The 20,361-nt window shown below is 67.7% G+C and carries 18 protein-coding genes; 12 read left to right on the forward strand and 6 right to left on the reverse strand.

Annotated features, from left to right (window positions below; all coding sequences use genetic code 11):
- Nucleotides 1-36: 36 nt before the first annotated feature.
- Nucleotides 37-741 carry a pirin family protein gene (locus H0X90_RS10675; RefSeq protein ID WP_012492808.1) on the reverse strand — a complete coding sequence of 235 codons (705 nt, stop codon included), beginning with the start codon at nt 739-741 and terminating at the stop codon, nt 37-39.
- A 366-nt stretch (nt 742-1,107) separates the two neighbouring features.
- On the opposite strand from H0X90_RS10675, the gene H0X90_RS10680 reads away from it, so the two are divergent.
- From H0X90_RS10680 to H0X90_RS10695, 4 genes are all read left to right on the forward strand, one after another.
- Complete coding sequence (locus tag H0X90_RS10680; protein WP_012492809.1) at nt 1,108-1,890, forward strand: ABC transporter substrate-binding protein; 783 nt, start codon at nt 1,108-1,110, stop codon at nt 1,888-1,890.
- 229 nt (nt 1,891-2,119) lie between these two features.
- A complete protein-coding gene (locus tag H0X90_RS10685; RefSeq protein ID WP_034201477.1) occupies nt 2,120-2,809 on the forward strand; it encodes an ABC transporter permease in 690 nt (229 codons plus the stop codon).
- Nucleotides 2,806-3,519: an ABC transporter permease gene (locus H0X90_RS10690; RefSeq protein ID WP_006489646.1), complete on the forward strand. Its 714-nt coding sequence runs from the start codon at nt 2,806-2,808 to the stop codon at nt 3,517-3,519. Before H0X90_RS10685 ends, H0X90_RS10690 begins: the two co-directional genes overlap by 4 nt.
- Nucleotides 3,520-3,537: 18 nt before the next feature.
- A complete protein-coding gene (locus tag H0X90_RS10695; RefSeq protein ID WP_006489654.1) occupies nt 3,538-4,317 on the forward strand; it encodes an ABC transporter ATP-binding protein in 780 nt (259 codons plus the stop codon).
- Nucleotides 4,318-4,383: 66 nt separating this feature from the next.
- Here the strand turns inward: H0X90_RS10695 and H0X90_RS10700 are convergent, their stop codons facing one another.
- Nucleotides 4,384-4,881: a GNAT family N-acetyltransferase gene (locus H0X90_RS10700; RefSeq protein ID WP_077188831.1), complete on the reverse strand. Its 498-nt coding sequence runs from the start codon at nt 4,879-4,881 to the stop codon at nt 4,384-4,386.
- Between the two features lie 134 nt (nt 4,882-5,015).
- On the opposite strand from H0X90_RS10700, the gene H0X90_RS10705 reads away from it, so the two are divergent.
- Nucleotides 5,016-5,942: a LysR family transcriptional regulator gene (locus tag H0X90_RS10705; RefSeq protein ID WP_012492810.1), complete on the forward strand. Its 927-nt coding sequence runs from the start codon at nt 5,016-5,018 to the stop codon at nt 5,940-5,942.
- Nucleotides 5,943-6,489: 547 nt separating this feature from the next.
- Nucleotides 6,490-7,566 carry a porin gene (locus H0X90_RS10710; RefSeq protein WP_006491862.1) on the forward strand — a complete coding sequence of 359 codons (1,077 nt, stop codon included), beginning with the start codon at nt 6,490-6,492 and terminating at the stop codon, nt 7,564-7,566.
- A gap of 145 nt (nt 7,567-7,711) precedes the next feature.
- Here H0X90_RS10710 and H0X90_RS10715 read toward each other — a convergent pair whose 3' ends face one another.
- Together H0X90_RS10715 and H0X90_RS10720 are read right to left on the reverse strand one after the other, a co-directional pair.
- Nucleotides 7,712-8,050 (reverse strand): P-II family nitrogen regulator, encoded by a 339-nt coding sequence (locus H0X90_RS10715; protein WP_006398637.1) that lies wholly within the window; start codon nt 8,048-8,050, stop codon nt 7,712-7,714.
- Between the two features lie 83 nt (nt 8,051-8,133).
- The gene (locus tag H0X90_RS10720) at nt 8,134-9,852 is read right to left on the reverse strand and encodes an NAD+ synthase (protein ID WP_077188830.1); all 1,719 of its coding nucleotides are present in this window, start codon (nt 9,850-9,852) and stop codon (nt 8,134-8,136) included.
- A gap of 109 nt (nt 9,853-9,961) precedes the next feature.
- On the opposite strand from H0X90_RS10720, the gene H0X90_RS10725 reads away from it, so the two are divergent.
- Nucleotides 9,962-11,140: a GNAT family N-acetyltransferase gene (locus H0X90_RS10725; RefSeq protein ID WP_048985782.1), complete on the forward strand. Its 1,179-nt coding sequence runs from the start codon at nt 9,962-9,964 to the stop codon at nt 11,138-11,140.
- Nucleotides 11,141-11,211: 71 nt separating this feature from the next.
- Here the strand turns inward: H0X90_RS10725 and H0X90_RS10730 are convergent, their stop codons facing one another.
- Nucleotides 11,212-13,458 carry a glycoside hydrolase family 3 C-terminal domain-containing protein gene (locus H0X90_RS10730; protein ID WP_077188829.1) on the reverse strand — a complete coding sequence of 749 codons (2,247 nt, stop codon included), beginning with the start codon at nt 13,456-13,458 and terminating at the stop codon, nt 11,212-11,214.
- 151 nt (nt 13,459-13,609) lie between these two features.
- Between H0X90_RS10730 and H0X90_RS10735 the strand changes: the two genes are divergently transcribed.
- Both H0X90_RS10735 and H0X90_RS10740 read left to right on the forward strand, forming a co-directional pair.
- A complete protein-coding gene (locus tag H0X90_RS10735) occupies nt 13,610-14,644 on the forward strand; it encodes an AraC family transcriptional regulator (RefSeq protein ID WP_006497160.1) in 1,035 nt (344 codons plus the stop codon).
- A 49-nt stretch (nt 14,645-14,693) separates the two neighbouring features.
- Nucleotides 14,694-15,551, forward strand: coding sequence for a GIY-YIG nuclease family protein (locus H0X90_RS10740; protein ID WP_059721377.1), 858 nt, complete (start codon nt 14,694-14,696; stop codon nt 15,549-15,551).
- A gap of 54 nt (nt 15,552-15,605) precedes the next feature.
- On the opposite strand, the gene ppa is transcribed toward H0X90_RS10740, so the two are convergent.
- Nucleotides 15,606-16,133 (reverse strand): inorganic diphosphatase, encoded by a 528-nt coding sequence (gene ppa / locus H0X90_RS10745; protein ID WP_006489643.1) that lies wholly within the window; start codon nt 16,131-16,133, stop codon nt 15,606-15,608.
- A 335-nt stretch (nt 16,134-16,468) separates the two neighbouring features.
- Here ppa and H0X90_RS10750 point away from each other — a divergent pair, with 335 nt between their 5' ends.
- The 3 genes from H0X90_RS10750 (at nt 16,469) to H0X90_RS10760 (ending at nt 20,202) form a co-directional block, all read left to right on the forward strand.
- Nucleotides 16,469-17,908, forward strand: coding sequence for an aldehyde dehydrogenase family protein (locus H0X90_RS10750; RefSeq protein WP_006497163.1), 1,440 nt, complete (start codon nt 16,469-16,471; stop codon nt 17,906-17,908).
- Nucleotides 17,909-17,993: 85 nt separating this feature from the next.
- The gene (locus H0X90_RS10755) at nt 17,994-18,752 is read left to right on the forward strand and encodes an SDR family oxidoreductase (protein ID WP_048985777.1); all 759 of its coding nucleotides are present in this window, start codon (nt 17,994-17,996) and stop codon (nt 18,750-18,752) included.
- A gap of 145 nt (nt 18,753-18,897) precedes the next feature.
- Nucleotides 18,898-20,202 carry an MFS transporter gene (locus H0X90_RS10760; protein WP_006489648.1) on the forward strand — a complete coding sequence of 435 codons (1,305 nt, stop codon included), beginning with the start codon at nt 18,898-18,900 and terminating at the stop codon, nt 20,200-20,202.
- Nucleotides 20,203-20,361 lie beyond the last annotated feature (159 nt).

Genomic DNA, 20,361 nt, shown 5'->3' on the forward strand with positions numbered 1-20,361 from the left:
GGGACGCAGGCACCGGCCTGCGTCCCCTTTTTCATTTCAGGCGACGTCGAACAGCAGCACTTCGGCGGCCCGGCCGCGCGCGAACGCCACCGCGTCCACGCCGCCGATCCGCGCGCCGTCGCCGGCGGCCAGCGCGCGGCCGTTGACCTCGACCTCGCCGCGCGCCACGTGCACATAGACGCTGCGCCCGGCCGGCACGTCGAACGCCGCCGTCTCGTCGCCGTCGATCAGCCCCGCGAAGATGCGGGCGTCGGCCCGCATCGACAGCGCGCCGTCGCCGCCGTCGGGCGCCGCGACGAGCCTGAGCCGGCCGCGCTTCTCGTCGTCGGCGAAGCGCCGTTCCTCGTAGCCGGGCCGCCCGCCCGGCTCGGCCGGCTGCAGCCAGATCTGCAGCAGATGCAGCGGCCGGTCGCGCGATGCGTTGGTTTCGCTGTGCTGGAGCCCCGTGCCGGCGCTCATCCGCTGGATGCCGCCGGGCCGGACGATCGCGCCGCAGCCGAGGCTGTCGCGATGCGCGAGCGCGCCATCCAGCACGTACGTGACGATCTCCACGTCGCGGCGCGGCTGCATCCCGAAGCCGCGCGTCGGTGCGATCAGGTCCTCGCTCAACACGCACAGCGCACCAATGGGCGGACGTACCGGCGCATGCTCGGTGTGGCAGGCGGACGAAAAGCTGTGACTCGATTCGAGCCAGCCGTGGCGCGTGCGGCAGCGGTCTTCGGCGCGCAGGATCTGGAACATTGGGGAGGACGCTCGGGGGCGCAGATGTTCTGTTCGGGTTTACCTCCACTGTAGGGGGAGACCGAAAGCGCCACAATCCGCCGCCGGCGCACCGCATCGTTGCACCCGCGCAAACAATTGCCAAAATATTCGTTGCGAATACCACGATTGCCGCAACAGCCGAATCGAGGAATCGGTCGATCGCGCCGGATTGCCGTTTTCCGGATATCGCGTTCGGGTAAAATACCGCCCTTTTGGCGTTCGCCGTTCCGGCGGCCGCCAGCGCCAGAGCGCCGATCGGCGATTTTTGGCCGTCTAGAATACGCCGCGGCGCCCGGTCCGACCGGCCGCGAGCGCCCCCGGAAAGTCAGCAACAGAAGGATGGAAATGAAGAAGGCCGCCCTGTGCGCCGCCCTCGCCCTCGTGGCGGGCAGCGCCTTCGCGAAGGAGTGGAAGACCGTGCGGATCGGCGTCGATGCCAGCTACCCGCCGTTCGAGTCGACCGCACCGAGCGGCGAGATCGTCGGTTTCGACGTGGATCTCACCAAGGAAATCTGCAAGCGGATCAACGTGAAATGCGTGTGGGTGGCGCAGGATCTCGACGGGATCATTCCGGCGCTGAAGGCGAAGAAGTACGACGTCATCGTGTCGTCGCTGACCGTCACGGACAAGCGCCGCGAACAGATCGACTTCTCCGACAAGGTGTACGACGCGCCCGCGCGGATGATCGCGAAGACCGGCTCGCCGCTGCTGCCGACGGTCGCGTCGCTGAAAGGCAAGCGCGTCGGCGTCGAGCAAGGCTCGACGCAGGAGACCTTCGCGAAAGCGTACTGGGAACCGCAGGGCGTGACGATCATTCCTTACCAGAACCAGGACCAGGTCTATGCCGATCTCGGCTCGGGGCGCCTCGACGCGACGCTGCAGGACGAGTTGCAGGCCGACTACGGCTTCCTGCGCACGCCGCGCGGCAAGGGTTTCGCGTTCGCCGGCCCGGAAGTGAAGGATCCGAAGACGATCGGCGACGGCACCGCGATCGGCCTGCGCAAGGAAGATACCGATCTGAAGCTCAAGATCAACCGGGCGCTGGCCGACATGCACAAGGACGGCACGTACGACCGGCTGTCGCACAAGTACTTCTCGTTCAGCGTCTATTCGGCGCCGGCCCGCTGAACGCCGACAACGAGAAGCAGCGGATGCGGGGGCGGCCCCGCGGCCGCGCAGTACAGGCAGTCAACCACGCGCCGCCCGCCCCCTTGCCCGCCGCTCGCGCGACGGGCAGGCCCGGCACCGTTGCCGGGGCGGACGGTCATGATACGTACGGGGCGTTCCGCGCAGCTTGGCGGGCGCGTCTTTCGCGGCGCACTGCGTGCGCCCTCAGGGACCACACCAGGGACCACATATGTTTCTACAAGGTTACGGCCCGCTGATCCTCGCTGGCACCTGGCAAACCGTCAAGCTGGCGGTGCTTTCGCTTGCGCTGTCGTTCCTGCTGGGGCTGCTCGGCGCCGGCGCGAAGCTGTCGCGCAACCGCGTGACGAACGGCGTCGGCACCATCTACACGACGCTGATCCGGGGCGTCCCCGATCTGGTGCTGATGCTGCTGCTGTTCTACAGCCTGCAGATCTGGCTGAACATGGCGACCGATGCACTCGGTTGGGACCAGATCGACATCGACCCGTTCCTCGCCGGCGTGCTCGTGCTCGGCTTCATCTACGGCGCGTACTTCACCGAGACGTTCCGCGGCGCATTCCTGTCCGTGCCGCGCGGCCAGCTCGAGGCCGGCAGCGCGTACGGGATGACGAACTGGCAGGTGTTCACGCGGATCATGTTCCCGCAGATGATGCGCTTCGCGCTGCCGGGCATCGGCAACAACTGGCAGGTGCTCGTGAAGTCGACCGCACTCGTGTCGATCATCGGCCTGGCGGACGTCGTGAAGGCATCGCAGGACGCCGGCAAGGGCACGCTGCGGTTCTTCTTCTTCACGCTGATCGCGGGAGCGGTCTACCTCGCCATCACGACGATCTCGAACTTCGTGCTGATGTGGCTCGAAAAGCGCTACTCGACCGGTGTCCGCAAGGCTGACCTATGATCGAACTCATCCAAGAATACTGGCGCAACTATCTCTACACCGACGGCTATCGCATCACCGGTGTCGCGATCACGCTGTGGCTGCTGGTCGTGTCGATCGGCCTCGGCTTCTGCCTGTCGGTGCCGCTCGCCGTCGCGCGCGTGTCGAAGCGGAAGTGGCTGTCGGGCGCGGTGTGGCTGTACACGTACGTGTTCCGCGGCACGCCGCTCTACGTGCAATTGCTGCTCTGCTACACGGGCCTCTACAGCCTGCAGGCCGTGCGCGGCACGCCGATGCTCGACGCGTTCTTCCGCGACGGGATGCACTGCACGCTGCTCGCGTTCACGCTGAACACCTGCGCGTACACCACCGAAATCTTCGCGGGCGCGATCAAGGCGACGTCGTACGGCGAGATCGAAGCCGCGCGCGCATACGGAATGTCCACGTTCACGATGTATCGCCGCGTGATCCTGCCGTCGGCGCTGCGCCGCGCGCTGCCGCTCTACAGCAACGAAGTGATCCTGATGCTGCACGCGACGACGGTGGCCTTCACCGCGACCGTGCCGGACATCCTGAAGATCGCGCGCGACGTGAACTCGGCGACCTACATGTCGTTCCACGCGTTCGGCATCGCCGCCCTGCTCTACCTCGTGATCTCGTTCACGCTCGTGTGGCTGTTCCGCCAGGCCGAGCGCCGCTGGCTCGCGTATCTGCGCCCGCAAGGCAAGTAAGTTTTCGCAGGACTATTGATGAATTCCCAGACCCAGAAGCTTTTCGTCGACGATCTCCACAAGCGGTACGGCGACAACGAGGTGCTCAAAGGCGTGTCGCTGAAGGCGAACTCGGGCGACGTGATCAGCGTGATCGGCTCGTCCGGCTCCGGCAAGAGCACGATGCTGCGCTGTATCAACTTCCTCGAGCAACCGAACGCGGGCCGCATCTTCGTCGACGGCGAGGAAGTACGCACCGCGCTCGACAAGACGGGCGCGCTGCGCGCGGCCGACTCGAAGCAACTGCAGCGCGTGCGCACCAAGCTGTCGATGGTGTTCCAGCACTTCAATCTCTGGTCGCACATGAACGTGATCGAGAACGTGATGGAAGCCCCGGTGAACGTGCTCGGCATTCCGAAGAAGGAAGCGGAAGACCGTGCGCGCGAGTATCTCGAGAAGGTCGGCCTCGCGCCGCGCGTCGAGAAGCAGTATCCGTCGCATCTGTCGGGCGGCCAGCAGCAGCGCGTGGCGATCGCGCGGGCGCTCGCGATGCATCCGGACGTGATGCTGTTCGACGAACCGACGTCCGCGCTCGATCCGGAGCTCGTCGGCGAAGTGCTGAAGGTGATGCAGAAGCTGGCCGAGGAAGGCCGCACGATGATCGTCGTCACGCACGAGATGGGCTTCGCGCGCAACGTGTCGAATCACGTGATGTTCCTGCACCAGGGCCGCGTCGAGGAAGAAGGCGTGCCGGCCGAGGTGTTCGCCAATCCGAAGAGCGAGCGCCTGCGCGGGTTCCTGTCAGGCAGCCTCAAGTAACGCGTCCGTCACGCACGACGCCCGAACGGGCGCCTCGCGGTTCGCCGCGCGGCGCCCGTTTCGCGTTTACGCGGCGCTCACCGGCGTGCCGTCGGCAAACGCGCGCAGTGCGTCGCCCGCCAGCCGGTAACGCACCCATTCGCTCTGCGGCGCCGCGCCGACGCGCTCGTAGAAGCGGATCGCCGGCTCGTTCCAGTCGAGCACGCTCCATTCGAAACGCCCGCAGCCCGACTCGACCGCGATCCGCGCGAGCGCCTTCAGCAGCCGCAGCCCCGCGCCGGCGCCGCGAAAACGGGGCGACACGTACAGGTCCTCCAGATACAACCCCTGCCGCGCGAGCCACGTCGAATACGAGAAGAAATACACGGCGAAGCCGGCCGGCTCCCCATCGACCTCGCACATCAGCGCACGCGCCGGCGAGCCTTCGCCGAACAGGCTGCGTTCGAGCGATGCGGACGTCGCGACGACTTCGTGCTCGGCCTTCTCGTAGACGGCCAGTTCGGTGATGAAGCGCAGGATCAGCGGCACGTCGGCGACGGTGGCGGAACGGATATCGATTTGCACGGGTTGAGCCCTCCTCCGGCCCGGATATGAAAAGGGAAAGCGGCGCCGCGCACCCGCGCTGGCGCCGTTCGAACCAGCATGCTACGTTCACGTCCTGCCTGCAGGAAGTGCAGTTTCTTCATCCAGACCTGAACATGATGCATCCCGATCTGCGCCGCCTCGACCTGAACCTGCTGCTCGTATTCGACGCGCTGTATCGCCACCGGTCGGTCGCGGCGGCCGCGCACGAGCTCGCGTTGAGCCCGTCGGCGTTGAGCCACGCGCTCGCACGGCTGCGCGACGCGATCGGCGATGCGCTGTTCGTGCGCCTCGGCAACGAGATGCAGCCGACCGTGCGCGCCGACGACATCGCCACGTGGGCCGGCGACGCGCTCGACGCGATGTCGAAGGGGCTCGCCCGCGCACGCCGCTTCGATCCCGCGCAAAGCGACCGGACGTTCGTGTTCGCCGCGACCGACTACACCGCGTTCGCGGTACTGCCGGCGTTCCTGGCCCGCATCCAGCACGTCGCGCCGCGCCTGCGGATCCGCGTCGTGCATTCGGACCGCAAGATTTCCGTCGACGCGCTCGCGGCCGGCCGCATCGACTTCGCGCTCGGCTACCACGAGGAAACGGCCGCCGACGCGCCCGGCATCGAGGATTTCGACTGGTTTTCCGACGACTACGTCGTGATCGCGAGCGCCGCGCATCCGGAGATCCGCCGGCGGCTGACGCTCGACCAGTATCTGGCGGCCCGCCACGTCGTCGTCACGCCGTGGAACGAGTCGCGCGGCGTGGTCGACTACGTGCTCGACCGGCTCGGCCTCGCACGGCACGTGGCCGTGCAGTTGCCGACCGTGCTGGCCGCGCCGTTCGTGATCGCGGAGTCGGCACTCCTGATGACCGTGCCGAACCGCGCCGCGCAGGCGCTGCGGCATGCAGCGCCGATCCGCATCTTCCCCGCACCATTCGAGATCCCGCGCTACACGGTGAAAATCTACTCGCACGCGAAGCATGCGCGCACCGATGCGCACCGCTGGATTCGCGCGCAGCTGCTCGACGCGCGGCCGAGCCCCGACTAAGCGCGGCGCGTGGCGGGACGGGCATCGCCAGCGTCGATCGGCGCTGACGGCAATCGCCCGAATCATTACGAAATACTTACCAATTTCGCGACTTTCGCGCCTACGCCGGCGCCTTTGGAACGTCAATAGTGGCAATCCTTGACCCACGCCCGCGGAATCCATGTCTCCCTTGTGGCACAAGGGTTTTCCGGTAATCGGGAACCCTTGGGTCCGCTGTCGCGCACCGTGTTGCATGGCAATTTGGCGACAGCGGTTAGTCAAACAACGATTTCCATCGCCACAAAATTGTATTTTTGCTAAATTAGTAACCAAAGTAGCAAAACGAAGTTCGTGAAATGTAGTTTAGCTTCACGACACTACAAGGAGACCCGCAGGCCGACCCGGCTGCGCGGGACCGCTCAACGGGTTTTCCGTCCGCTTGCCCGCGTGCCGCGCTTACCGGCCCTGCACGAGGTCTCCCTGGTTATCCCGCTTTTGCCCGGTGCGTGCCGCGCCGGGCATCTCGTGCAGTTCTGGGTTGACTTTTTGACAGGGTATGGAGGAGACGATGAAGAAAGCTTTGGTCGCGGCCGCGCTGATGGCTGCTGGGGTGGTGACGGCGCACGCACAGAGCAGCGTCACGCTGTATGGCCGCCTGGACGCAGGCCTTGAGTACCTGAACGGCCTGCAAAACGGCCACCAAGTGCGCGCGGAAAGCGGCGACTGGGGCACGAGCCTGTGGGGCTTGAAGGGCAGCGAAGACATCGGCGGCGGCAACAAGATCCTGTTCCACCTCGAAGGTGCGTTCAACACGATGAACGGCGGCTTCAGCGGCTCGATCTGGGATCGTTTCGCGACCGTCGGTATCTCGAACGACCGCTACGGTACGCTGCTGTTGGGTCGCGAGCTCGCGATCGCCAACGGCGTGTGGGACTTCGACCCGTTCGGCCAGTCGGCCTGGTCGACGGCCTCGCTGGTGCGCGGCCGCAACTGGAACAAGACCAGCAACAACGTGTCGTACCAGTCGCCGTCGCTGTACGGCCTCGACTTCTACGGCCAGTTCTCGTTCTCGAACTCGACCAGCTTCAACGGCAACACGACGGCCGGCCAACCGGGCCGTGCAATGGGCGGTCAGGTTACCTACACGAATTCGCTGTTCCAGTTGCGCGGTATCTATGACGAAACGCGCGACAGCAACGGCCGCTTCTCGGACGTGTTCAACTACTCGCGTGAATACTTCGCGGGCGTGAACGTGTTCCTCGGCCAGTTCAAGGTCCAGGCGGCCTACCAGGCATCGCGCGCCGACGGCAGCGGCGGCCCCGCAGTGAACGCCGGCGTGACGGGTACGCAACAGGTCTGGGGCGGCGTGACGTGGCAGGCCACGCCGGCGGCGGCGCTGATCGCAGCCGTGTATCACGTGAACGCGAACCATGGCGGCGGCAACGCGAACATCTACACGGTCGGCGGCTCGTACAACATCTCGAAGCGCACGCTGTTCGACGTCCAGGTCGCGACGGTGCGCAACAGCTCGACGGCCAACTTCGGCCTGAACGCGAACGGCGCCGGTACGGCCGTGTCGACCGGCAACCCGCATCCGGGCGGCAGCCAGACCGGCGTCTACGCCGGTATCCAGCACCTGTTCTGATCAGGCGCCGTCAAAGAACGATTCGACAACACTTTCCACGCTGCTGCGAGAGGCGCGTATCGGTGCGGTACCCAGACGGGTATCCGCACCGTTTTTTCTTGGCGGGCCGGCTCGGGCCTGCCGCGCCGATCGACGAATGCGGCGCTCAGACGGCCGCTTCGTTCTCTTCGCCGGTGCGAATGCGGATCACGCGCTCGACGTCCGACACGAAGATCTTGCCGTCGCCGATCTTGCCGGTGCGCGCCGCCCCGATCACCGCGTCGATCACCTGATCGACCTGCGCTTCCGCGACGACCACCTCGATCTTCATCTTCGGCAGGAAGTCGACGACGTATTCGGCGCCGCGATACAGCTCGGTATGGCCCTTCTGGCGGCCGAAGCCCTTCACTTCCGTCACGGTCAGGCCCGTGAGACCCACTTCGGCGAGCGCTTCGCGGACTTCGTCCAGCTTGAACGGCTTGATGATGGCGGTGATGCGTTTCATGATGGTTGTCCCTCAATGCTCGTTTGGATGAAAAATCGCGATCCCGATTGTAAGCCGGCGGGCCGCATCCGGCCCAGCACCGCTCAATCGAGCCGTTCGGTGAAGCGTGACGTGATCGGGTAGCGCCAGTCGCGCCCGAATGCGCGATGCGTGACGCGGATGCCGATCGGCGCCTGGCGGCGCTTGTATTCGTTGATCTTGATGAGCCGCGTCACACGCTCGACGTCGGCCTGCGCGTAACCGGCCGCGACGATCTCGGCGAGCGGCCGGTCTTCTTCCATGTACATCCGCATGATCGCGTCGAGCACGTCGTACGGCGGCAGGCTGTCCTGGTCGGTCTGGTTCTCGCGCAGCTCGGCCGACGGCGCGCGCGTCAGGATCCGCTCGGGAATCACGTCGCGCAGCCCGTAGTCGGCCGTTGCGTTGCGATAGCGGCACAGCCGGTACACGAGCGTCTTCGCGATGTCCTTGATCACCGCGAAACCGCCGGCCATGTCGCCGTACAGCGTGCAGTAGCCGACCGCCATCTCGCTCTTGTTGCCGGTCGTCAGCACGATCGAGCCGAACTTGTTCGACAGCGCCATCAGCAGCGTGCCGCGGATGCGCGCCTGGATGTTCTCCTCCGTCGCGTCTTCCGCGCGGCCCGCGAATTCGCCGGCGAGCGCGGCGCGGAACGCATCGAACATCGGCGCGATCGCGATCTCGTCGTAGCGCACGCCGACGCGCCGCGCCATCTCCGCCGCGTCCGTCGTCGAGATGTCGGCCGTGAAGCGCGACGGCATCATCACCGCGCGCACGCGCTCGGGCCCGAGCGCATCGCACGCGACGGCCAGCACCAGCGCCGAATCGACGCCGCCCGACAGCCCGATCAGCACGCCGGGAAAACCGTTCTTGCCGATGTAGTCGCGCACGCCGGTCACCAGCGCGCGATACACCTGCGCGTCCGTCGACAGCTCGGGCGCGATCGCGCCGGGCAGCGGCCGCGCGCCGTCGAATTCGACGATCGCGTGCCCTTCGTCGAACTGCGGCATCTTCGCGACGAGCCTGCCCGCGCCGTCGAGCACGAACGACCCGCCGTCGAACACGAGCTCGTCCTGGCCGCCGACGAGGTTCACGTACACCATCGGCAAGCCGGTCTCGCGAATCCGCGCGCGCAGGATGTCGATGCGCACCGCCTCCTTGTTCAGGTGATACGGCGAGCCGTTCGGGATCAGCAGCACCTGCGCGCCGGCCGCCTTCGCGATCTGCGCGGCCGACGCATGCCACGCGTCCTCGCAGATGATCACGCCGTATTTCACGCCGTTCAGCTCGAACACGAGCGGCTCGGTGTCGGTCGCGAAGTAGCGCTTCTCGTCGAACACCTCGGCGTTCGGCAGGTCCTGCTTGCGGTAGGTGCCGACGATCTCGCCGCCGACGATCAGCGACACCGCGTTAAAGGTGTCGGTGGGCGGCACGCCGCGCTCGATCGGGCGGTTTGCATTACCATCGACGGCTGACGCGCCCGGACCGCTGCCCGCACCGCTGCCCGCACCGCGCAACGGATGGCCGACCAGCACCGCGAGCCCGTCGAACGCCTTCAGCGCGTCGGCGAGCGCGTCGAGCGCGGCGGCGGCGGCCGCGTAGAACGCGGGCCGCAGCAGCAGGTCTTCGGGCGGATAGCCGGACAGCGCGAGTTCGGGGGCGACCATCAGTTGCGCACCATCGTTGTGCGCGGCGCGTGCGGCCGCGACGATCCGCGCGACGTTGCCGGCGAAATCGCCGACGGTGACGTTGATCTGGGCGAGAGCGAGTCGGGTCTTCATGGCGGGAGCGGCGCAACCCGGCGGCGCGCCTTGAACGGCTGACGAAATCGATCCGGGCGCGGGCCATGGCGGCCCGCATCCGGCAACATCCAACGGTACGGATTCACGCTTGAAACACGAACGCATCGATTATCGCACGGGCATCCTGTCGTCCCCCGCCGAGGTGCCGGCCGACGAATGGAACGCGCTGCTCGCGCGCGACGCGCAGCCCACGCCGTTCCTGCGCCACGAATTCCTCGACGCGCTGCACGTCGCGCGCTGCGCGGTGGACGACACCGGCTGGTCGCCGCACTTCGTCACGCTGACCGACGCGGGCACCGGCCGCCTCGCGGCCGCCGCGCCCGTCTACGCGAAACAGCATTCGTACGGCGAATACGTGTTCGACTGGGCGTGGGCCGACGCGTACCAGCGCAACGACCTGCCCTATTACCCGAAGCTGCTGTGCGCGGTGCCGTTCACGCCGGTGCAGGGCACGCGGCTGCTCGCGGCCGACGACGACGCGCGCCGCCGACTCGCGGCCACGCTGCTCGCGTTCGCCGAGCAGAGCGACGTGTCGTCGTTGCATGTGCTGTTCCCGACCGGCGACGAAGCGCGGCTGCTCGAATCGATGGGGATGATGCTGCGCGAGGGCGTGCAATTCCACTGGCTCAACGACGGCTACCGGCACTTCGATGATTTCCTCGGCACGCTCGAGCAGAAGAAGCGCAAGAACATCCGCGCGGAGCGGCGCAAGGTGCACGACGCGGGCGTGACCTTCCGGCGGCTCACCGGCGACCGCATCACCGACGCCGACTGGCGCTTCTTCTCGCGCTGCTACCGGCAGACCTACCGCGAACATTATTCGAGCCCGTACCTGAACCTCGACTTCTTCCGCACGATCGGCGCGACGATGCCCGAGAACCTGCTGCTCGTGATCGCGGAAGCCGACGGCCAGCCGATCGCGAGCGCGCTTGCCGTGTATCGGCGCGGCCAACACGGCGGCGGCACGCTGTACGGACGCTACTGGGGCGCGATCGAGCACGTGCCCTGCCTGCATTTCGAAACGGCCTATTACCAGTTGCTCGAATTCTGCATCGAGGCCGGGCTCGACACGTTCGAAGGCGGCGCGCAGGGCGAGCACAAGCTTGCGCGCGGTTTCCTGCCGACCGTCACGCATTCCGCGCACTGGCTCGCGCATCCGGCGTTTTCCGACGCGGTCGCGCGCTTTCTCGAACGCGAGACCGCGCATATCCACGCATACGTCGACGAACTGCGCGAACACGATCCGTTCCGGCGCAGCACCGGCTAGCGCGATCCGGCGCGCCGGCATGCGGCGAAGCCACGCATGGCCTCGCCGCATACGGCACGATCGTCGCCGGTTCAGTGCGCGGCGAGCGTCACCGTCTGCGACAGCGCCTGCGGGTCACGCGACGACGCGGCCGCCGACAGCCCATACGTGCCCGCGCCGATCCGCCATGCGTGCGCGCTCGCATCCCACACCGCGAAGCGCTGCGCCGGCACCGCGATGCTGACCGTGCGCGCCTCGCCCGGCTGCAGCGCGACCTTGGTCCAGCCGACGAGCCGCTTCGGCGGCTCGCCGAGCGACGCGGGCAGCGCCGCGTAGATCTGCACCGTTTGCGTACCGGCGCGCGCGCCCGTGTTCGTCGCCGTCACGCCGACCGTCACGTTGCCCGCTGCGTCGGCCTGCGCGGACATCGCCGACAACGCATACGTCGTGTACGACAGCCCGTAGCCGAACGGGAACAGCGGCTCGATCGCCTTCGCGTCGAACCAGCGATAGCCGTACGCGAGCCCTTCCGCATAGACGTTCCGCAGGTTCGACGGATCGATCGTCGGCTGCGGCAGGTCGGCCTCCTGCTTCGGGAACGTCAGCGGCAGCCGGCCCGACGGGTTCGCGTCGCCGAACAGCAGGTCGGCGATCGCCTGGCCACCCTGCGCGCCCGGATACCACGCGTCCAGCACGCCGTGCACGTTCGCGAGCCACGGCATCAGCACCGGGCTGCCGTTCTCGAGCACGACGATCACGCGCTTGGCCTTCGCGGCGACCGCGGCGATCAGCGCGTTCTGGTCGTATTGCTGGTTGGACGGGTCCGCCTTCGCATCGGGCAGCGACAGGCTCGCGAGGTCGAGCCCCTCAGTCTGCCACTGCGTGGCGAACACGATCGCGACATCGGCCAGCGCGGCCGCGCTGGCCGCGGCGTTCGCGTCGGTGCCGTCGAGATAGCTGACCGATGCATTCGGCGCCTTCGCGCGGATCGCCGCGAGCGGCGCGGACTTGTACCAGGTCGCGCACCCGCCGAACAGCGTGTCGGCCGGTTGCTGGCAGGTCGTCACCGCGTTGCCGTCGATCGCCGGCACCGCACCCGAGCCGCCGCCCGACAGCACGCCCGCGTCCGCATGCCCGCCGATCACGACGACCGACTTGAGCGTGCCGGCGGCCAGCGGCAGCACCGGCTGCGTGTCACCCGGCGCGGCCGCGTTCTTCAGCAGCACCGCCGCTTGCCGCGCGATCGCGAGCGCGTCGGCATTGCCGGCAGCCTCGTCGATCGCGCCGCCCGGCTTCGGCGGCGCATCCATCACGCCGATGCGGATCAGCGTGCGCAGCTTGCGCTGCACCATGTCGTTCAGCCGCGCGACCGACACGCTGCCGGCCTGCAGCGCCGCGCGCAGCTTCGAATTGAAATACGAGCCGAGCGGCGCGTTGCCGTCGTCGGCCGCGCCCGGCTGCTCCTCGTCGAGCCCGGCCTGCACGGCCGCGACCGTCGAATGCGTCGCGCCCCAGTCCGACTGCACGACGCCCTTGAAGCCCCACTCGTTCTTCAGCACCGTCGTCAGCAAATACGGGTTCTCGCAAGCATACACGCCGTTCAGCTTGTTGTACGCGCACATCACGTTGCCCGGCTGGCCGTCCTTCACGCCGATCTCGAACGCGAGGAGTTCGGCCTCGCGCATGGTCCGCTCGTCGACGACCGAATCGACCGTCATCCGGTTGGTTTCCTGGTCGTTGAACGCGAAATGCTTGATCGTCGCGATCACCTTCTGCGCCTGCGTGGCCTGCGTGCGCGCGGCGCTCAGCGTGCCCGCGAGCACCGGGTCCTCGCCCATGTATTCGAAGGTGCGGCCGTTGCGCGGCTCGCGCGCGAGGTTCACGCCGCCGCCGAGCCCTTCCGCGAAACCGAGCGCGCGCAGTTCGAGCGCGATGCGCGTGCCGTAGGTGCCCGCGAGCGCCGGGTCCCACGTCGCCGCGAGCGCGACGGGCGCGGGCAGCGCGGTCACGCGCGCATTCTTCACGTTCACGCCACCTGCCGAATCGGCGCTGCTGACGGCCGGAATGCCGAGCCGCGGCACGCCCGGGATGTAGCTCGCGCCGTTCAGCGCGTCGGCCGGAAACGGGCCGCCCAGGCTGAGCGCGGGCATGCCGGTGCCATGCACGAGCTGCAGTTTCTCGTCGGTCGTCAGTTGCGCGACGAGCGCGGCCGCGCGCTGGTCGGCTGCCGCGTCGGGGTCGGTCGGCGCATGGATGTCGTCGCCACCGCACGACGCGAGCAGGACCGTGAGCGCGCACGCGGACGCAATCGTCGAACACCGGAACAGCGAAGTTTTCATTGATCCTCCAGAATCGTTCTGTTGTACTTGTCGCCTCACTCCAGCGTCCGAGTCTAAAAATCAACCGGTCACCACGCTTGACCGGCAGGAGCATGCGTTGACCTCTCGCAGCGGGGACAAACCCGAACGGCATGACGACAGGGAGACAGACATGGAGTTGCAACAGAAATCGGTATCGGTCCGGATCTACCGCTGGCTGTGCGAAGACGCGCGTGCGAACGGCATCGATCCCGCACCGCTTTACGAGACGCTCGGCATCGGGCCGGCCGAACTCGCCGACGACACGCGCCGCATCGCGGGCGACCGGCACGTGGCCGCGATGCAGTTGACGAGCGGCTGGCCGCTGTCGTGGCATCGCCCGCCGCCGGAGGTCGTGCCGTGGCTCGTGCCGTTTCCCGAGCTCGCCGGCATCACCTGCAACGCGGCGACGCTGCGCGACGCGTTGCACGGCTACCTGCGCTATCGCGAGCTGATCGGCAACGTCGACTGGGTCTTCGCGCACGAGAACGGCGACGCGATCGCGATCGACTACGTGAACGAAGGAGACGGCCGGCACGCGGGCAGCGCGTTCGCGAACCTCGCGATCCTCGCGGCGCTCGCGCGCCTGTACGACCCGCAGGTGCGCATCGACGACGCCGAATTCGCCGGCCGCGCGTTCGCGCCCGTTGCCGCGCTGCGCGACATGCTCGGTGCGCCGGTCTCGTTCGATGCCGCGCACAACCGCATCGTGCTGCGCTCCGCGCACATCGACACGCCGTTCGAGCGCTACAACGCACCGCTGGCCGGCATCCAGCGCCATGCCGCCGATGCCGCGCGCGAGCGCGTGCGCGCCCGCTCGACGTTCGGCTCGTCGGTCGAGCAATGCGTGCGCGACTGGCTGCGCACCGCCGACGACGCCGACGTGCCGACCGATACGCTGATGCAGCACGTGTGCACGCGCTTCGCGATGTCGCGCTGGACGCTGCGCCGGCGGCTGCATCGCGAAGCCGTCGGCTTCCATGCGCTCGTCGCGCAGGCGCGGCTCGGCGAGGCACGCGACCTGCTGCTCAATACGCGGTTGCCGATCGGCGAGATCGGCGTGCGCGTCGGCTTCCGTTCGACGAGCGCGTTCACGCGCTTCTTCACGCGCGAACTCGGCGCGGCGCCAAGCCGCTTTCGCGACGGGCACGGCGACCGGTGGCGTTGACGCCGGTTTTTTCTGAGACACTGGCGGCTTCGCATCCCGCCGCTCCGCCATGTCCTGGTTTCTGTATCTGATCGAATGCGCCGACGACAGCGTCTACACGGGCATCACGACCGATGTCGCCGCGCGCTTCGACGAACACGCGTCCGGCAAGGGCGCGCGCTACACGCGCTCGCGCAAGCCGCGCGCGGTGCTCGCGTCGTTTCCGCTGCCCGACCGGTCGAGCGCATCGCGCGCCGAATACTGGGTGAAGCGGCTCACGCCCGCGAAAAAGCGCGAGCTGGCGGCGGGTTTGCGTACGCTGGAATCGGTGTTGCCGGCGGCGGTCGCGCTCGACGAGCGCGGAGATACGGCCGGGACGAAGGCCACGGCGCGCGGGCGGAAGAAAGAGCCGACGGAAAACACCGGCGATGCGGCGAAGGCTGCGGCAACGGAACAGGTCGCCGGGAAAAAGCCGAAGGCCGGGAAAGTTGCCGGGTCTGCAACGGCCGCGAAGACGGCGAAGCCCGCAAAGGGCACACCAGCGTCGAAGTCGAAGTCGAAGTCGACGCAATCAAATCAAGCCGCACCGGACGCGAAACGTGCAAAAGCCGACGGCAACGCTGCTGCAAAAAAGACCTCGTCGCGTGGCGCACCGGTAAAGAAAACCGGCTCGCCCTCTTCCGCGTCGTCGAAAAGGAAGGTACCGGCCACTGCCGGCAAGCCGACCGCGAGCGTACGCGACGAGGCCGCTTCCGCACCGGCCCGGCGCCGTCCAGCGGCCAAGAAAGCCGCCGCTGCGACCGCTCCGTCCGTTGCCCCGCCGCGCGCGAAACGCGCGAAGAATGCACCGGTCACCCCGCCCCTGCCTGCGTCCCCGCCGGCCCGCCGGAAAACCGCACGCGCAAAACAAAACCGCGCGGCCTCCTGAGGAGACGCGCGCGGTTTGCGTTCCGTACGAACCGGCCGTCGGCCGGCACGCCGCTTACTTCTTGTAGTTCGCGGCGCCGTCGGTGATTTCCTTGTGCGCGGCTTCGATGCCGGCCCAACCTTCGACCTTCACCCACTTGCCCTTCTCGAGCGCCTTGTATTGCTCGAAGAAGTGCTTGATCTGGTCCTTCAGGTATTCGGGCACGTCGTCGATCGTCTTCAGGTTCGCCGTCATCGGGCAGATCTTGTCGTGCGGCACCGCGACCAGCTTCGCGTCGACGCCCGACTCGTCGGTCATCTGCAGCATGCCAAGCACGCGCGAACGCACGATCGAGCCGGCCAGCAGCGGGAACGGCGTGATCACCAGCACGTCGACCGGATCGCCGTCGCCCGACAGCGTCTGCGGGATGTAGCCGTAGTTCACCGGGTAGCGCATGCCCGTGCCGATGAAGCGGTCGACGACGAGGAGGCCCAGTTCCTTGTCCGCCTCGTACTTCACCGGATCGCTTTGCGCGGGAATCTCGATGATCACGTTGAAATCTTGCGGCAGGTCCTTGCCGGCCGGAACATGATTGAAGCTCATGAGCACTCTCTGTAGGTCGATGGGAATTCGGGACAGGGCGCCGCGGCCGATGCCGCCGCGGGCGTCCCCCAAAAGGAATGCGCCATTATAGCCAATCGACCGGTGGCGTCCGGATGACGATCGGCGCGATAATCGTTCCGGATGTCCGGGCGTCGGGCCGGCTGCGTTGCACGTCAATCACAAGGTATGGAACCCGAGCAAGCGCTGAAGCGCTAACCTGGGTCGACCGCGATGCATGGGACCCGAGTAACCGCTGAAGCGCTAACTCGGGTCGACCGCGATGCATGGGACCCGAGTAACCGCTGAAGCGCTAACTCGGGTCGACAGGAGGAGACATGGAAGAAGCGAAGCACTTCATCGCGGGCGAATGGACGTTGCCCGCGCAACTGGAAACCATCCCGGTCGTCGATCCGTCCGACGGCCAGCCGTTCGCGACGATCGCGCGCGGCACCGCGCCCGACATCGAGCGCGCGGTCGCCGCGGCCCGCGACGCATTCGCAGGCCCATGGGGCGCCGCGAGCGCCGCCGAGCGCGGCCGCGTGCTGATGCGGCTGTCGGCGCGCGTGACCGATTCGATCGAGGAACTCGCCGCGATCGAGGCGCGCGATACCGGCAAGCCGCTGAAGCAGGCGCGCGCCGATGCAGCCGCGCTCGCACGCTACTTCGAGTTCTACGCGGGCGCGGCCGACAAGCTGCACGGCGAAACCCTCCCCTACCAGGCCGGCTACACGGTGCTGACGGTGCGCGAACCGCACGGCGTCACGGGCCACATCGTGCCGTGGAACTACCCGATGCAGATCTTCGGGCGCAGCGTCGGCGCGGCGCTCGCGGCCGGCAACGCGTGCGTGGTCAAGCCGGCCGAGGACGCGTGCCTGTCCGTGCTGCGCGTCGCCGAACTCGCCGTCGAGGCCGGGCTGCCGGCCGGCGCGCTCAACATCGTCACCGGCTACGGCCATGAAGCGGGCGCCGCGCTCGCCCGCCATCCGGGCATCGACCACATCTCGTTTACGGGTTCGCCGGCCACCGGCAAGCTGGTCACGCAGATGGCCGCCGAGAACCACGTGCCGGTCACGCTCGAACTCGGTGGCAAGTCGCCGCAAATCGTGTTCGCCGATGCCGACCTCGACGCCGCGCTGCCCGTGCTCGTGTCCGCGATCGTGCAGAACGGCGGGCAGACTTGCTCGGCCGGCAGCCGCGTGCTGATCGAGCGCGCGGTGTACGAGCCGCTCGTCGAGCGTCTCGCCACCGCGTTCAACGGGCTGCGCGTCGGCCCGAGCCGCGCCGATCTCGATTGCGGCCCGCTGATCAACGCGAAGCAGCAGCAACGCGTGTGGGATTTCCTGTCCGACGCGCAGCACGACGGCATTCCGATGGCCGCGCACGGGCAGGTCGTCGCCGATGCGCCCGAAAGCGGCTTCTATCAGGCGCCCGCGCTGTTGCGCGACGTGCCGCCGTCGCACCGGCTCGCGCAGGAGGAAGTGTTCGGCCCGGTGCTCGCGGCGATGCGTTTCGTCGACGAGGACGAAGCCGTCGCGCTCGCGAACGGCACGCCGTACGGCCTCGTCGCGGGCATCTGGACGCGCGACGGCGCGCGCCAGATGCGTCTTGCGCGGCGCCTGCGCGCGGGCCAGGTGTTCATCAACAACTATGGCGCGGGCGGCGGCGTCGAGCTGCCGTTCGGCGGCGTCGGCCATTCGGGCCATGGCCGCGAGAAAGGCTTCGAGGCGCTGTACGGCTTCACCGCGCTGAAGACGATCGCGATCCGGCACGGCTGAACGCACGACACGCGACGGGCGGCCGCTAGCACCCGGCCGCCCGCCGACACACGACGACTCGCACTACCTGCACAGGAGACACACCATGCGGTTGACCGGCAAGACGGCCATCGTCACGGGCGGCGGCTCGGGGTTCGGCGAAGGCATCGCGAAGACATACGCGCGCGAAGGCGCGAACGTCGTCGTCAACGACCTGAACGGCGCGGCGGCCGAGCGCGTCGCGAGCGAGATCGCGCTCGCGGGCGGCAAGGCGATCGCGGTGGCCGGCGACGTGTCGAAAGAGGACGACTGGCGCACGCTGCTGCAGGCCGCGCTCGACGACTTCCACGCGGTGCAGATCGTCGTGAACAACGCCGGTACCACGCACCGCAACAAGCCCGTGCTCGACGTGACGGAGGCCGAATTCGACCGCGTGTACGCGGTCAACATGAAAAGCCTGTTCTGGTGTGTGCAGACCTTCGTCCCGTATTTCCGCGCCCAGGGCGGCGGCGTGTTCGTGAACGTCGCGTCGACGGCCGGCGTGCGGCCGCGCCCGGGCCTCGTCTGGTACAACAGCACGAAGGGTGCGATGATCACCGCGAGCAAATCGCTCGCGGCCGAGCTCGGCGCCGACCGCATCCGCGTGAACTGCATCAACCCGGTGCTCGGCGAAACCGCGCTGATGACCGAGTTCATGGGCTGCGAGGACACCCCGGACAATCGCCGCCGCTTCCTCGCGACGATCCCGCTCGGCCGCTTCTCGACGCCGCAGGACATCGCGAACGCCGCGCTTTACCTGGCATCCGACGAAGCGGAATTCATCACCGGCGTCTGCCTCGAAGTCGACGGCGGACGCTGCATCTAGTCGTACCCGGCCGCACGATCGCCCCGTATTGCTTCGCACGAAACCGGATCGGGCATCACCGCGCCCGATCCGGCCACTACAAGGACAGCGGTGCATCCGATCCAGGCAATCGCGCAAGCGCTCACCCGGATCGACAGGAGACAACATGGCAACATCGACGCAGTCGCTGCCGGGCTCGTCCGGCGCATTCGAGGAAGCAACCTACCGCAAGGTGTCGTGGCGGCTCGTGCCGCTCCTGCTGCTGTGCTACGTGGTCGCGTATCTCGATCGCGTGAACGTCGGGTTCGCGAAGCTGCAGATGGCGAGCGACCTGCACCTGAGCGATACCGTGTACGGGCTCGGCGCGGGGATCTTCTTCTTCGGCTATTTCCTGTTCGAGGTGCCGAGCAACATCATCCTGCACCGGGTGGGCGCCCGCGTGTGGATCGCCCGCATCATGGCGACGTGGGGCGTGATCTCGATCCTGACGATGTTCGTCACGACGCCCGCGATGTTCTACGTGATGCGCTTCCTGCTCGGCGTCGCCGAAGCGGGCTTCTTCCCCGGCGTGATCCTCTATCTCACCTACTGGTATCCCGCGCACCGGCGCGGCCGGATGACGACGTTCTTCATGACGGCCGTCGCGCTGTCCGGCGTGATCGGCGGGCCGATCTCGGGCTTCATCCTGAAGGCGTTCGACGGCGTCAGCGGCTGGCACGGCTGGCAATGGCTGTTCCTGCTCGAAGGCATCCCGTCGGTGCTCGCCGGCGTGCTCGTGTTCTTCACGCTCGACGAGCGGATCGCGAAGGCGACGTGGCTGACCGACGAAGAAAAGGCGCTGCTCGCCCGCAACGTCGACGCGGAGGAAGCCACCAAGGAGGACCTGCCGCTCGGCGCCGTGATGTCGAGCCCGCGCGTGTGGCTGATGGCGTTGATCTATTTCTCGTTCGTGATGGGGCTGTACGGCGTCGGCTTCTGGTTGCCGACGATCATCAAGGCGACGGGCGTGACCGACACGTTCATGATCGGCCTGCTGTCCGCGATTCCGTATGCGGCCGCGGTGGTCGCGATGATCCTGATCGCGCGCAGCGCGGACAAGCACCGCGAACGCCGCTGGCACCTCGCGATTCCGGCCGCGATCGGCGCGATCGGCCTCGTGCTGTCGGTGATCTGGGCGCACCAGACGGCGCTCGCGATGCTCGGCCTCACGCTCGCGACGATCGGCATCCTGACGACGCTACCGCTGTTCTGGAGCCTGCCGACCGCGTTCCTCGGCGGCGCGGCGGCCGCCGCCGGCATCGCGATGATCAACTCGATCGGCAACCTCGCCGGCTTCCTGAGTCCGTACCTGATGGGCTGGCTCAAGCAGGTGACGGGCGCCAACGATGCGGGCATGTACATGCTGGCCGGGTTCCTCGTGCTCGGCGGGCTGCTGGCGCTGTCGGTGCCGAAACGGCTCGTCGACAAGTGACGACGCGCGGCGCGTAAACGCGCGCCCGGATCGATCGAACATGCCGGCCGATTTCCGGCCCGTTTTTCCCCGATACGCCCCGCCGTCCGGCATTGCCGGTCGCCGGGGCGTTTTCGATTCCGGACAGGCACACCCCGGATCGGCTGAACGTCTCGCCCA

This window comes from Burkholderia sp. 9775_39 (assembly GCF_015712225.1).
Lineage (GTDB): Bacteria > Pseudomonadota > Gammaproteobacteria > Burkholderiales > Burkholderiaceae > Burkholderia > Burkholderia cenocepacia.

Bases quoted from the DNA above. Each gene is read 5' to 3' on its own strand.
- H0X90_RS10710 (WP_006491862.1), top strand. From the start codon at position 6,490: ATGAAGAAAGCTTTGGTCGCGGCCGCGCTGATGGCTGCTGGGGTGGTG.
- H0X90_RS10705 (WP_012492810.1), top strand. From the start codon at position 5,016: ATGATGCATCCCGATCTGCGCCGCCTCGACCTGAACCTGCTGCTCGTA.
- H0X90_RS10690 (WP_006489646.1), top strand. From the start codon at position 2,806: ATGATCGAACTCATCCAAGAATACTGGCGCAACTATCTCTACACCGAC.
- H0X90_RS10695 (WP_006489654.1), top strand. From the start codon at position 3,538: ATGAATTCCCAGACCCAGAAGCTTTTCGTCGACGATCTCCACAAGCGG.
- H0X90_RS10680 (WP_012492809.1), top strand. From the start codon at position 1,108: ATGAAGAAGGCCGCCCTGTGCGCCGCCCTCGCCCTCGTGGCGGGCAGC.
- H0X90_RS10735 (WP_006497160.1), top strand. From the start codon at position 13,610: ATGGAGTTGCAACAGAAATCGGTATCGGTCCGGATCTACCGCTGGCTG.
- H0X90_RS10675 (WP_012492808.1), bottom strand. From the start codon at position 741: ATGTTCCAGATCCTGCGCGCCGAAGACCGCTGCCGCACGCGCCACGGC.
- H0X90_RS10715 (WP_006398637.1), bottom strand. From the start codon at position 8,050: ATGAAACGCATCACCGCCATCATCAAGCCGTTCAAGCTGGACGAAGTC.
- H0X90_RS10760 (WP_006489648.1), top strand. From the start codon at position 18,898: ATGGCAACATCGACGCAGTCGCTGCCGGGCTCGTCCGGCGCATTCGAG.
- ppa (WP_006489643.1), bottom strand. From the start codon at position 16,133: ATGAGCTTCAATCATGTTCCGGCCGGCAAGGACCTGCCGCAAGATTTC.
- H0X90_RS10730 (WP_077188829.1), bottom strand. From the start codon at position 13,458: ATGAAAACTTCGCTGTTCCGGTGTTCGACGATTGCGTCCGCGTGCGCG.
- H0X90_RS10685 (WP_034201477.1), top strand. From the start codon at position 2,120: ATGTTTCTACAAGGTTACGGCCCGCTGATCCTCGCTGGCACCTGGCAA.
- H0X90_RS10755 (WP_048985777.1), top strand. From the start codon at position 17,994: ATGCGGTTGACCGGCAAGACGGCCATCGTCACGGGCGGCGGCTCGGGG.
- H0X90_RS10720 (WP_077188830.1), bottom strand. From the start codon at position 9,852: ATGAAGACCCGACTCGCTCTCGCCCAGATCAACGTCACCGTCGGCGAT.
- H0X90_RS10740 (WP_059721377.1), top strand. From the start codon at position 14,694: ATGTCCTGGTTTCTGTATCTGATCGAATGCGCCGACGACAGCGTCTAC.
- H0X90_RS10750 (WP_006497163.1), top strand. From the start codon at position 16,469: ATGGAAGAAGCGAAGCACTTCATCGCGGGCGAATGGACGTTGCCCGCG.